Below are 13,388 nucleotides of genomic sequence, written 5' to 3' on the forward strand. Positions count from 1 at the left end.
CTATTTAGAAGCTATAAATATTAAATTGTTGTATCCTTTTTTTCTATTGTACAACTGTCCTTTCATAGCATGAAATTCCTCGATTGAATAAACTTCTATATCCCTAAATCCTGATTCTTTTAGATCTGTAATCAATCCTTTCTTCGTATAATAATATCCTGAAACTTTAAAACCTTTAAAACCGGTGTTTCTGTTTCCTACTTTTTCTCCTAAAAAAAGAGAAAAAAGTCCTCGTAATTTAAAATACATCGTTTTCCTCAAAGCTCCAATTTGGTTATGAACCGTTCCTAATAGAACACCGTCCTCAGCCAAAATTTGACGGGCATTTTTAAAAATTGTCAAACGATCTTTACGAACAGGCACATAGGTTAACATACTATTTAATATGGTTACCAGTTCAAACTCATTCGCAACTTTATTAAAATCCTTTGCGTCACCAACAATAGTACTGGTAATTATATCAATACCCCAAACTTTTAAATTCTGGTTGCATTTCTCAATCATATTATCCGAAATATCAGAGGCAACAATTTGATTTGGTTTATAAAACTTTGCAATGCCAGTAAGTTCTCTTCCGGTTCCGCAGCCAAAAACTTTTATACGATCTATTTTCCCTATCTTATCATAACGCTTTAAACTACTTTCGAACATAAAATGCTCAAAATCTGAAATTGATGTCATTACCTCTTGTGTAGCGATAATATCTTCTCTTTCCCAAAAAGATTTATTTTCTACTTTCATTTTTTAACCTTTTAATTGATGCTAAAATTTTTGCCATTGCTCTTTTATGTGGTTTCATATATTTTTCAAAAAAAACATAGATCGAAAATAACAAACTATTATTAATTAAATAATAAGCTGAATCCTCAGCTAAAATCTGTTTTGTATTAAAACCATTTTTAAAATCTTGTACCCCCTTAGAACCCCCTAATGACAGATTATATCCTTTATTCTTTTCCGAAAAAGATAACTTTATTGCTTCCCATTGTAATAAATGTCCAACAAGCAGATCTGGTTTCTCTTTTTTAGTACCTCCCAAAATATAGGTATAATAACCTCCTGCTTTTATTATAAAAATTGCGCCCTTTACTTCATTGTCTTTAGTTCCTACAATAAATTTAGCAATCCCTTTTTCAATTAAATCTACTATTGTTTCTTTAATATCATTCCAATCTCTAAGTCCGTAATTTGCCTTTTGTGCATTCTCTAAACATATTTCATATGCTCGTTCTATTTCATTATAAGTTACAGCATAACTAATTGTGACTCCTTTTCTTTCTGCACTTCTGATATCTCGTCGCACTGATGACTTAAAATCTAATAGCAGATCATCTATTGTATTGTATTTATTTAAATCTAACCAATTTAATCCTGTAAAAGAAAATACATATTTAAAACGATTCCCTTTTTTAAAGCTGTGTTTTTTTAAATATTTACTATAATAAATATCTTTCTCAAATTTTAAAAGAGAAGGAGACGCTATTTGCAAACAACTTGTTTTAAGAAAATTAGACCTATTAATTGCTGCTTCTATGATTTGGGGCAAAACTAAGTTATTCTCATTTAGAAGTAATGGTACATAAGGAATAATATAAAATTTAAAGAACGATAATTTCGGAATTACTGCACCGTAGCCTCCAATTATTTCTTCATTTTCAATATATAATCCTACCTCAAAATCAAAACCATATGATTGATAAGACTTAAGCCAATCTGAAAGCACTAAATGACTTCCGTTACTATTTGCGATAACAAATTCATCCCATTTGTCAAGCCAATATTTTTCTTTAGTAAAAAGGATCTTCATTAGGTAAATTTTCTAAAGGTTAAATCAGATTTACTCTTCATAAAAATAACACCTTCAGCATCAACATCTAAAACAACTTTTTCAAAACCCTGCCAATACTCAATTAACTGTGTAAGTGTTGGATTCCAGATTTTATTATTTTTAATTTTATCGGAAAGACTTTTAAATCTTTCATCCACTTTCTTGTCTATTTGTACTGGAGACGAAAATAATTTCCCTGCATGGTATTCCATAGGAACCGAAAAATAGGTATGTGCTATAAAAACACCTTTTTCACTTATTAATAACTGTATATTTTCTTCTGATAATGATTTTCTAAAATCCAACATTTCTAATGTCTGGAAAATATAAAACTCTTCCTCCGCAATGTTATGTTTGAATAAGATTGGAGAATATTGTGCTAATTTATATGCTTTCCCTTTATTTGTTTTCCATGATACAAAAACCTTCAAAATAGAAACACTTAACTTAAAAAAGTCTTTAACCAGCGGAAAAAATGACTTTAATCGTTTTTGAAAAAATACTTTTTTGAAGTTTGTTGCCGCATCTTTGTATCTTAAAATCATCTTTTCATCATTATAATAATGGAAAAAAATGTTTTTAATCATCAACTGTGTTTTCTTAATTAAGCGGCTGTCTTTATTGCCTTTTAAAAAAATTGACAGCGTAAAATGCTTTGTATTTAACTGATTTATTACACCATTTGTAGTAGTACCCGTGTCAATATAATTCCAAAGAACATTAATCTTTTTACCTTTTAAAAGACTACTAAAGTTTTCTTCAGGAATATTATTGTTTTCAAAAAGCGAAAAATTGTAGGGCTGAAACCCGTGATCAATCCAGACTTTCAAATCCTCTAATGGTGGAACAAATTGTTCAAAATCCTCAAAACTTTCGACGTTTGGTTTGATAGATTGTGAAAGTGAATGGTAACACAACTCGTGCCCTTCCTCATGCCATTTTAAAAGTTCCTCTTTCTGATTTTGAAAAGATGCATTTTCTTCCCGCTTTGAGAAATGATTTAAAAAAAAACCTTTTGTTACTTTTATATTGTGTTCTTTGAAAAAATGCCTTTGAAGGACTAAATTTTCAGCAGTGTCAAAATCACAGTGATCTGTAAAACAAGCAATCGCAATAAAGGGTTCTCTGGATCGGCTTAATTCAATAGCTTCGTTTTGAGGAAATAATAAAGCAGGGATTTCAACAAAATTAAACTTTTGTTTGGCCGCTATTATAGTCTTTCTATTTTGACTCCCTGAATAATTTGTAATAGGCGATGCTGATTCGGGATTGAATCTCCATAGTAAAACAGTTGGATTATGATGATCAATTTCCCAAATTCCACCTGTTATGTTTGCCTGAACAACTTTATCATTCTGAAGTTTTACAATTTTGGGACTAAACTCATTTGCGATAAAATTAGTTTTTAATTTTTGCCATGTATAATCGTGGCTACGAAACTGTGTTACCGGTTTTGAAAAAACAATTTTTATATCGAACGAATTACAGTCTGAAAGATTAACCTGAGCGAGATCAATACTCACTTTGCGTGATTGATTATCAAACACAAGTGTCTGACTTTGCAAAGGTTTTATAATAGTTATAGATTCTATCAAGTCTTTTTATTTACTAATTAATTCTTTTGCCCAATACAAGCTTTGCTTCCACTGCTTTTGGAAGTTTCTATAATAATGTAATGGATTCTTAATTGCCTGAGCCTTATAAAATTTAAAAAACAAGATTACTTTATATCCGCTTATTTGCTCTTCTGTTAAGTGTAATTGCTTATACAACATGATTGTAGGCGAAGGTTTAGGCTGAACTAGATCATCTTTCCAGGCTAAAACAGGTTTTGTTCTAAATCCTCCCATCGGGGCACTTAAATGTAAAATTTCAGGACTAGGAAAATATACAACGTCTGCTCCTATATTGCGCAATTGCATTCCAAAATCAGTATCCTCTCCATAACCAAATTCAAACCCCATTCTAAAAGAAACTTTTTTAAGCAATACACTAGTCATAAAACTATTCCCTGACCCAAATATTGAGGACTGATTTACGACATCAAGTTCTTTTGTTTCGTTTTTCTTTAAGTAACTGTTATTTACAACTGTTACGCCAAATTTTTTACATTTCTTTAAAGTTTTTTCTATCAAATCAGGAGCAAACCTGTTATCATCATCATTCAAAAAAACCCATTCACTCTTGACTTGTGCTAATGCCAGATTTCTTGCATTACAAGCTCCTGCCTGGTGTGTAAATGTATGTTTAATTTCAAATGGCCAACTTTCAGTTTGAAGATAATCAAGTTCTGAGACACTTTCTACATTTGTATTCTGTTCTACAATTATAACGTTTTTAGGCAAATGAGTCTGTACTGATAAATCTTTTAAAACATCGTATAAATATTGTTTTCGTCCAATAGTTGGAATTATTACATCAATAGTTTCTGTACTGGATATATGCTTTGATGAATAAACCTCAATATGCTCTAATAAATCATCTTCCAATTTTCGTCTTCGATAAATAAGACAATACAGCAATGGAAGAATGCTTAGTTTTCTTTTAAACAGCAACATATTCAAAAACAGCAGAAATACCCAACGGGTTCTATAATGTTGTTTTACAAATCGAAATAATGTGTAAAGCTGCGTTTCCTGCTCTTTTAATTCTACAGTGGTATCAATCAATAATGCTGGCTCTGAATAGCAAAAAAGACCTTTTTCCATGGTCAGTTTTGCCAAAGAATGCAAAAAATAATCAAAATTATACGTGATTTTAATTTTCCCATTCAGTGCTGATAAAACGGAGGCATTAAGACCGCCAACAATGCTGCTTGTCTGCCAGGTCGGATAATTAACTTTTTTATTAATTTTTACAAATGGCGACTCCTCGACATAACCTATAGAATCTGACAAGAACGATTTTGAAAATGGATTGTAAGACGCCATTATTTTAGAATGATGAAAAACATCCTGAAATTTTGAAATATTTAAATTTGATTTAAAATCAATATGACACCAAACTATTAAACTTTTGGGATACAGGGCAGCCATTTCAAATAGTGTTTTTGCAATATTGACTTGCGAAAAATGCACTATTTTCTTTTCGAACTCTACCTCAACTACCTTATTTTTTTTATGATAAATAATTATCATTGCGGCTTTAAATTTTGGTTTATTATTTTTTTATAAAATTCAATATTCTCTAGTACTATTTTATTAATATCAAATTTAGCTTCTACTCTTTCTCTGGCTTGTTCTCCTATCTTTAAGCAAAGCGATTCTTCTTTAAGCAATGCTGTTATTCTATTGGCAAATAAATCATGATCTGCAGGATGTACCAGATAACCGCTTTCTCCGTCGACTATAAGTTCTTGCGCCCAGCCAATATTACTATTAACTACACCTTTTTTCATTGCCATAGATTCTATCGTAACCATTCCTAATGTTTCGGCAAAGGTTGGAAATACACAAACATTCGCTTTCTTTATGTAGTTCTGCACTTCATTATATGGAATTTTACCCAGATATTCTACATTATTCAAATCCTCCTTTTTAAACTGATTTTGCATCAATTGCCAGGTAGAGATTGAGTTTGTTTTGATATCTCCGGAGTCACTACCAATTAAAACTAGTTTTGCGTCGGGGAAATCTTTTCGTACTTTGTTAAAAATAGCAGGCAGTTCTAAAACTCCCTTTTTACGAATTAAGGTTCCAACATACAAAATCAGCCCTTTTTCGTAAATCGCTGGGGAATCGTTTGTAAAGTTTTGCAGTTTTAATCCGTAATGAATTGTTTTTATTTCTGTATTCTTTAAGTTAAATATTTTCTTCGAAAGCGCTCCGGCAAAAGTTGTTGGTGCTATAAATCCTTTTGCTCTTTTGAGTGCTAATTTTTCTGACCAGTAATTTTTTAGTTTCTGCTTTCTTTCTTCTAAATGGCAGAAATAGGCATCACTACCGTGAAATCTAATTATTAATGGAATTTTAAAATTCATAAGCGCTGTTATTCCGGTCCAATCCGGCGCTTCAATAATATCAATCTCTTTTTTAGCAATGGTTTCGTTTATGACTTTTTCGATTTTTTTTCTGTTAAAATAAAATTTCAAAAAACGTATTCTACTATCAGTTAAACTATAAATCGTTACATTTTCTTCTTCAAGAATAAATTCTTCTTTTTGACCGTATATAAAAACCGAAACTTTAATTCCCAAAACATTAAGTTTCTCCACTAGATTATAAACACTTGTACCTAAACCTCCATCATGACCAAATGCCTTATGCGGATAATGCGACACTATGTATGCTATATGTAATTTATCTGCCATAATTTATTTTATCGAAAGCATTTTTTTGATTCTCTTTTTTAGTTGTATTTTTTTTTGTCTTACATATTTTTTAAGACTATAGCTGTATCCGCCTATGTCTAAGAATTTCCCAGCAAAAAAACACAATACAATGTCAGCTGAAAAAACATCATCTGATTCTTGCAGTTTATATTTGTTTCGCTGCAAATAGCTATCATAATTATGTTTGCTTGTTGTTACTGTTTTTGGAAATGAGAAGATTTTCGAAAACAGGCCAAAATCTTTTTGAACTAAAAACTCATTGTGATTAAATGCATTTGAAACTTTGAACGTTTTAACAACGCTATTAATAACGTTTTTACTTCCTGATTTTTTAAGCTCTAGCCAGCTTGCATACAATAAAAAAGGTGGTAATAAATAATCTTTCTTCAAAAAGTAGGTATCCTCCTGTGTATCTATTTCCTTTTTTTCAAAAACAATATTCACATCAAAATAATCACTAATGTAGTTTTTAATCGTTTCTCTATTCTTTTTTGTTTCGATGTAAAAAGCTAAATTTTCCAGTTTAGGTTTATCACCAATATAATTGTAATTTATCCAGTTCTCCGGATAATAATCTTTATCATCTAGTTCTAAACTTTTTAATCCATCAAAATTTTTATGGGGCCTTACTATTTTTGAATTTTTCTTTTGTCCTAACCATGCTGACCACCATGAAAAGGTAGAGTTACTAATTATGAAATCGTTGCATAATGATCCTAAACATAATTGTTCGGCTTCATTTAGCTGATCTCCAAAAAAAGCATTTTCTAGAAATGAAAAATGGAATTTGCAGTAGTTGATATCATCACTTAAAACAATCAAATTGCGGGCTTGCCAATCAGGAAAAAAACGGGCTAAACTATTTAGATAATAATGTATGGGTAATTGAAGGTAATCCGGATGATCTACAAAGTCCCCTCTTCGGATTGAAATTAGGATTGTAGGTTTGGCAAAAGCCTCCTGATATTTTTTCTTTAGCCGGTCTGTTAAAACTTCTGAAAACTCAAAATAATGCTTCGCTAATTCTTTGTCAAAGTACTTTTCTGTCTGAAGCCAACCTAAAATATCATAGTTCTCTCTCCCTAATTCTCTTTTATAATAATTGTATTCTTTTTCTTCAACCTCGATAAAACTGAGCAGATCTGTTTCCAGCAATGGTAATTTGTTCTTAAAATAGGACTGATATTTCCAGTCTGGAAAAAGAAAATCTTGTCTGTTTTCAACCGCCAATCCTATAGTAGATGCAATTTGAAAAAGCTGATTCCCTAAATTTCCTTTCTTACCCAGTTTGCTGTATGTAATCATTTTGTAAAAATATGTACTGCTAGATTCCTTACATTTATCTATTAAAAAAATCTTTTAGTATTGTAGCGGTAAACATTTTAGATCCAGTACCATTCATGTGTCCACAAGAAGAAAAATATTTATTCTCTTTAACTATGTTTTCATAGTTATAAATTTCAGGATATGCCTTTTTTACCTTCTCGAAATAATTCATTCCAACAACATTTTCACACATAGGAGTCATCACAGTTATTAGATTGATATTATTTTTTTTGCATATCCTTTTAATTTCTTCATAGTATTTATTGTGCGGCAAAGGGTTCAGATTAACAATATTATTTTTCATATTCCCGTTTTCAACACCGACTAACTCATAATACCCTCCATTATCTAAACTACTGGTCCTTTTATGAATAATATTAAAGAACATTTCTCTAAATCCTATTTTAGTTTCAAATTTTATGTATCTATAAAATGGAATATAATATAGTTCGTTAAAGTTTTTTTGTGTTTGAAAATGCTCTTTTACTACTTTGGAATTATGAATATAGGGCAAAAATGCAGCAGAAATTCCTTCGGACTGATCAATACTGGCAAGACTTAAATCTGCTTCAAGTATAATGTTCTTGATTTCATACTTCCTTTCTACCATCAGTTTTAGCATCAATGCAGCTTCAAATAAATGCGAACCACTCATTCCGTAATTAAAGGTTTTTAAGCCTTTATCTTCAAACATCGAAGTGACAAAATGATTGTTTGCTCTTGATGAACCTAAAATTACAACATCGTATTTTCTTCCTTCCGAATTATAAACCTGATCTATTTTATTTCTGTTTTTACATTCTATGAACATTGCAGAATATAATCCATCTAACACAATTGCCAATAAAATTGTTATCAGAACAATTTTGGATATAAAAATTAAAAATTGCTTCATTAAAATTGAAAGTATATAAATTCTTTATAGTCTGAAAAAACTCCAAAAGCCAGAATCGCGAAAATAGCGAAACTTACTCTAAGCAGACTTCTTTTACCAGACAACGGTTCAACTCTATTACGATTATTCCATTCAACTAAAGCAAATAGAAGTATAAATATCAACAACTCGTAATTATAACGGTCATTTTCCAGGTATTGAAAACCAAAATCTCTGTTTGTAAAAATTCTTTTCAAATACTGAACTGCATCTGTTATCGTTTTAGATCTAAAGAATACCCAGGCTACACAAGTCAGTAGAAATGTATACAAAATGCTTAAAATGACTTTTGCAGAATCAAAATTCCATTTTAACACAATTGAATCCATATTATTTCTGTTCTTATCCGACAATAATAGAGGTAGAAAATAAACGGCATTAATGAATCCCCAAGCGATATAAGTCCAATTGGCACCATGCCAAAACCCGCTTACAACAAAAATGATAAAAGTATTTCTAACTTTCATCCAAAGTCCGCCCTTACTTCCTCCTAATGGAATATACAGGTAATCCCGAAACCACGATGAAAGCGAAATATGCCATCGACGCCAAAACTCTGCAATATCTCTTGAAAAATAAGGATAATTGAAATTTCGCAATAAATCTAATCCAAACAATTTTGAAACACCCAGTGCAATATCTGAGTACCCTGAGAAATCTCCATATATTTGAAAAGCAAAATAAATGGCTCCCATTATTAAAGAGAAAGAATTCATTATAGGATAATGATCAAAAATAGCATTAGCATAAGTAGCACAAGTATCTGCAATGACTACTTTTTTAACCAGTCCCCAAATAATTTGATAAACCCCTTCCTTCGCTTTTTCAAAATCAAACTCTCGTTTTACTTTTACCTGGGGCAATAAATGGGTAGCTCTTTCTATGGGGCCCGCAACCAAAAGTGGAAAATAGCTCACAAATAAAGAATAATCAACAAAATTATATTCTGCTTTAATGCGTTTATAATAAATATCGATAACATATGATAATCCGTGGAAGGTATAAAATGAAATTCCAACCGGAAGAATTACGTTCAATAAAATTGGACTTGCCTTTAGTCCTGCCGAATTTAACAATTCTGCAAATGAAGAGGCAAAGAAGTTGTAGTATTTAAAGACTCCTAAAAATCCTAAATTGACTAAAATACTAAGCCAAAACCAGAATTTACGGCTTTTTTCAGATTTCCCTTTTTCAATCTGAATTCCAGTGTAGTAATCCAGAAAAGTTGAAAAAACTAATAAAAACAGAAATCTCCAGTCCCAACAGGAATAGAAATAGTAACTGGCAACAATTAATAAAGCATTTTGAGTGCTTTTGTTTTTATTAAAAACAAACCAATACAAGAAAAAAACGATTGGTAAAAAAATAGCAAAAGCTATTGAATTAAAAAACATAAAATTTTATTGTTTTAATATAGAATCAATATTGTCCCAGATTGTTTGTGATGACATAGTTGGATTCGTCCCTGCTACAATTTCATACCATCTTTTACCATCCGGAACATTCGATAATTTTCGATCCAGAATCTGTTTTACCTGGTTTTCTAAATCTGTTTTATTTGTACAGAATATTACTGCTTCCTGACTAGGCATACTTCTGAAATGGACATATTTGTAATTTTGACCTATATCTCTTATCCCCTTTTTTAACTGCGGTTGCTCATAATTAAAATAGATACAAGGTTTGTCATGTGCTACAAAATCAAATACAGTAGATGAACATACATTAGCTACGAATTCTGAGTGAGCACAAACGTTGTGCAACGATGCCAGATCTTCTTTAGTTGGAAAAATCTCATTCCAATTTTCACCTATCGGTTTCCATAACGGATCCGAAACGGATATAACATCTCTATAAGAATCAAGTATACTGTCGTATCGATTTGTGGTGTCTACAGGGCATTTACGGTAAATAATACCCACATTTTCTCCTTTAGCATTTAAACTTCGCACAGCATTTGCAAGATCTTCCAGATAATATTGATCTAAAGGCGATGTTGTTTCATCATCTCCCGAAAAACAAATGTATCTTTTGGAGCTATCTAAGTTGTTTTCATTTAAAAAAACTTCTCTGCTTTTAAACAAGTTTTTATCATAATGAGGCTCAAATTGTGGTGTTCCCGTTACAAAGACCTGAGATGACGTTACAAAAGGATAATATTTCAGGATCTCTTCTTTCATTAAATCACTCCAGACAAAATAATAGTCGGCTTCGACTACTTGCATTGCTTTAGGAACATTATCCCATGAATACACAAAAGCAACTACAGGAATCTTTAGATCTTTAGCTGCCAATAATGCACTAATCGATTGAGTCGCTCGCTGAGTCGTACAGAAAATTAAATCCGGTTTGTTCTCTTCTAGTTGTGCTTTACAATATTGATATTTCGAAGTCGAACGTTCGAGAGCATTGATACGCTTTCTTATTCTTAAAATTCCTTTTTCAGATGAATTACAGCCAATTAGTAATTTAATATAAGCTGTTTTTAAAGTATTCTTTAAACCGTCATAACTAAAAGGAAATTTGTAGGTCTCATATACTTTATCGTTGAACTTTTTTTGTGAGACATTAAGCTCTATATGCTTTCGGACTCTTGAAAGAACGGGCGTTAAAGGATGAGTCTTATGATTTTCAATTTTAACTTCCTCATACCCCAACTCTTCTTTCAAAGAAAAAACCGTGTTATTCCAATAAACGATTTGATAATCTTTTTTTTCTCCAATTTCTTTAAAAGGCGTAAACGCAAAATTTCGCAGTCCTACACCATCCGGAAGAAAAATAAATATTTTTTTTTTCATTGTAATAAATCAAACCATTAAAATCTATAAAAGATTTATCTTTTTACAAAAATGTCTTTTATTAATTGATCTTTTTATTTTTAAGTTTTTCACGCTGCACCTGTTCAATAGGTAAAATATCAGTGTTTTTAAAAGTCATAGCACTATGCACTGCTTTTAAATCTCGTGCCAATTTTCGAAGTCCCATTGGCTCTAAAGATGCTGCATGGTCAGTTCCTTTCCAGGTTCTGTCAATTGTATAATGGCGTTCAATAACTGGTGCACCTAATGTATATGCTGCAATATCTACCGCAATTCCTAAATGATGTCCCGAAAAACCAATATGTTTAACTATATCTCCATACTTCTGACTTAGAAAACTGATATCCAGCAAACATACATCTTCAAAAGGAACAGGATATCCTGATGTGCAATTGTATAAGACCAGGTCTTTATTTCTATTTTTTTCGACGAAATAATTTACTAAAGTATCTATCTCCTCTTTTGTAGTCATTCCGGTTGATATATGAATTTCTCCCGAATAATTGTCACACAACCACTCCAACATCTCAAAATTATTATTGCAAGCTGAAGGAATTTTGATGAAAGCGGGATTTAGAGACGTAATCTCTTTAGCAGAAGTGGTATCCCAAACAGAAGTAGAATACAGTATCCCGATCTCTTCACAATATCGCTTTAATTCGGCATGCTGATCAACGTCAAATTCTAAATACTCACGGTGTTCTCCATATGTATCACCATAAGAATTAGATGCATTTGGATGCGGTGCGTTGTATTGCTCCTCCGTCAATAATTCTTTGTTATTACGTTTTTGAAACTTAACTGCGTCAACATTACAAAAAATGGCTGCTATTTTTATCAACTCTTTTGCAATTTCCATATCTCCTTTATGGTTACAGCCTATTTCGGCAATTACAAAAGGCTTTTCAAATTTATTCATATCTATTATTGTACTTTTTAATAATATCGCATACTTCACGAATGGCGCCGTTCCCAGAATGATGAGACAATACAATATCTGCATTCATTTTTACAATATCTACTGCATTTGCTGGTGCAAAAGACCACCCGCAACTACAAATGTTTGTCAAATCATTTACGTCATCTCCTACATAGGCAACGGCCGCAAAACTACTATTTCTGTCCTTAATAAAATGCTTTAAAAAGGAGTATTTATCCTTAACACCTAAAAAAGTATTTTTAATTTGAAGTTTTTTCATTCTCTGTTCTACCAACTTTGAATTCTCTGAGGTTAATACTACAACCTCAACCCCATTTTGTCTTAAAATTTCGAGTCCCATTCCGTCACGCATATCAAACTTTTTGGCCATTTCGCCCTCTTTGTCATAATAAACCGAACCATCTGTAAAAACACCATCTACATCCAGAACTAAATATTCTATTTTTTGATTTTGCTTCAGTGTCTTCTGACGTCCTATTAAAAGCGTCTCTATACTATTCCAATCGGAAAGACTATCTATTTCAATCAAAGTATCCTCAGACATCTCGACCAATCCTATCTTACCGCTTATTCTGTTTTTCTTATCCAAAAAAGCTTCTTTAGTACTGCAATAAACGGCACCATTTTCTATTAACAAACCTTCGAAATCCTGCCTTCTTGGTCTATTAAAAATATCATAGTTCATTGGTTCACCTTGTTTATTCCAAATAAACCGATGTGTTTTTACAACACTAATTGCGGAGTCAAAAGATTCATTTGTTATTCGCGAAAGTGCGGTATTAATATCAACAGTTAAAGTTAGCGGGGAAGTCGCCTGAAGCAGGCATATTATGTTGTAGTCATGATTAATTCTCTCTGAAAACTCTAACATTGCACTCTCTGTTGAGGAAGTATCACTTGCATTTTCTTCGTTGCGCAATAATGGAATTACCTTATTGGTCCAGGTATATTCTTTTTCTATAAAGGCAATGATCTCTACATCATCGGTAAATACATATATCTGATCTAAATCAGAAAAAATAGCTTCCGTAAGAACCCATGAAAAAAGAGGACGCCCTACCATTTTCTTTTTATTTTTTCCAACAATTCCTTTAGAACCTTTTCGAAGTGGAATAATTCCTATTTTTTTCATAGCAGATTATATTAATCAATTTATAAAGAATCCATTATTTCTAGTATTCTTAAACTATTTTATGTGTGATGTTTAAAAT

At 31.5% G+C, this 13,388-nt stretch carries 11 protein-coding genes; all 11 read right to left on the minus strand.

Annotated elements, in window-relative coordinates; translation table 11 throughout:
* The 11 genes from ACN1CN_RS08325 to ACN1CN_RS08375 all read right to left on the minus strand — a co-directional run bounded on the left by ACN1CN_RS08325 (position 1) and on the right by ACN1CN_RS08375 (position 13,309).
* Entirely contained in the window at positions 1–741 is a 741-nt protein-coding gene (locus tag ACN1CN_RS08325; protein ID WP_419135312.1) for a class I SAM-dependent methyltransferase, read from the minus strand.
* Entirely contained in the window at positions 725–1,807 is a 1,083-nt protein-coding gene (locus ACN1CN_RS08330; RefSeq protein ID WP_419135313.1) for a GNAT family N-acetyltransferase, read from the minus strand. Before ACN1CN_RS08330 ends, ACN1CN_RS08325 begins: the two co-directional genes overlap by 17 nt.
* On the minus strand, positions 1,807–3,423 hold the full coding sequence (locus ACN1CN_RS08335) for a hypothetical protein (RefSeq protein ID WP_419135314.1): 1,617 nt from the start codon (positions 3,421–3,423) through the stop codon (positions 1,807–1,809). The genes ACN1CN_RS08330 and ACN1CN_RS08335 overlap by 1 nt, the downstream gene beginning before the upstream one ends.
* A 6-nt stretch (positions 3,424–3,429) precedes the next feature.
* Positions 3,430–4,965 carry a glycosyltransferase family 2 protein gene (locus tag ACN1CN_RS08340; protein WP_419135315.1) on the minus strand — a complete coding sequence of 512 codons (1,536 nt, stop codon included), beginning with the start codon at positions 4,963–4,965 and terminating at the stop codon, positions 3,430–3,432.
* Positions 4,962–6,137 (minus strand): glycosyltransferase family 4 protein, encoded by a 1,176-nt coding sequence (locus ACN1CN_RS08345; RefSeq protein WP_419135316.1) that lies wholly within the window; start codon positions 6,135–6,137, stop codon positions 4,962–4,964. Before ACN1CN_RS08345 ends, ACN1CN_RS08340 begins: the two co-directional genes overlap by 4 nt.
* Positions 6,138–6,140: 3 nt before the next feature.
* Positions 6,141–7,463, minus strand: coding sequence for an alpha-1,2-fucosyltransferase (locus ACN1CN_RS08350; RefSeq protein ID WP_419135317.1), 1,323 nt, complete (start codon positions 7,461–7,463; stop codon positions 6,141–6,143).
* A gap of 34 nt (positions 7,464–7,497) precedes the next feature.
* Positions 7,498–8,379 (minus strand): hypothetical protein, encoded by an 882-nt coding sequence (locus ACN1CN_RS08355; RefSeq protein ID WP_419135318.1) that lies wholly within the window; start codon positions 8,377–8,379, stop codon positions 7,498–7,500.
* A complete protein-coding gene (locus ACN1CN_RS08360) occupies positions 8,379–9,812 on the minus strand; it encodes an MBOAT family O-acyltransferase (protein ID WP_419135319.1) in 1,434 nt (477 codons plus the stop codon). Before ACN1CN_RS08360 ends, ACN1CN_RS08355 begins: the two co-directional genes overlap by 1 nt.
* A 6-nt stretch (positions 9,813–9,818) precedes the next feature.
* Positions 9,819–11,216 carry a UDP-glycosyltransferase gene (locus tag ACN1CN_RS08365; protein WP_419135320.1) on the minus strand — a complete coding sequence of 466 codons (1,398 nt, stop codon included), beginning with the start codon at positions 11,214–11,216 and terminating at the stop codon, positions 9,819–9,821.
* Between the two features lie 61 nt (positions 11,217–11,277).
* Positions 11,278–12,156, minus strand: a complete 879-nt coding sequence (locus ACN1CN_RS08370; RefSeq protein ID WP_419135321.1) for an N-acetylneuraminate synthase family protein — start codon at positions 12,154–12,156, stop codon at positions 11,278–11,280.
* On the minus strand, positions 12,149–13,309 hold the full coding sequence (locus tag ACN1CN_RS08375) for a cytidylyltransferase domain-containing protein (protein ID WP_419135322.1): 1,161 nt from the start codon (positions 13,307–13,309) through the stop codon (positions 12,149–12,151). Before ACN1CN_RS08375 ends, ACN1CN_RS08370 begins: the two co-directional genes overlap by 8 nt.
* Positions 13,310–13,388 lie beyond the last annotated feature (79 nt).

Source organism: Flavobacterium sp. T12S277 (assembly GCF_048514875.1).
Lineage (GTDB): Bacteria > Bacteroidota > Bacteroidia > Flavobacteriales > Flavobacteriaceae > Flavobacterium.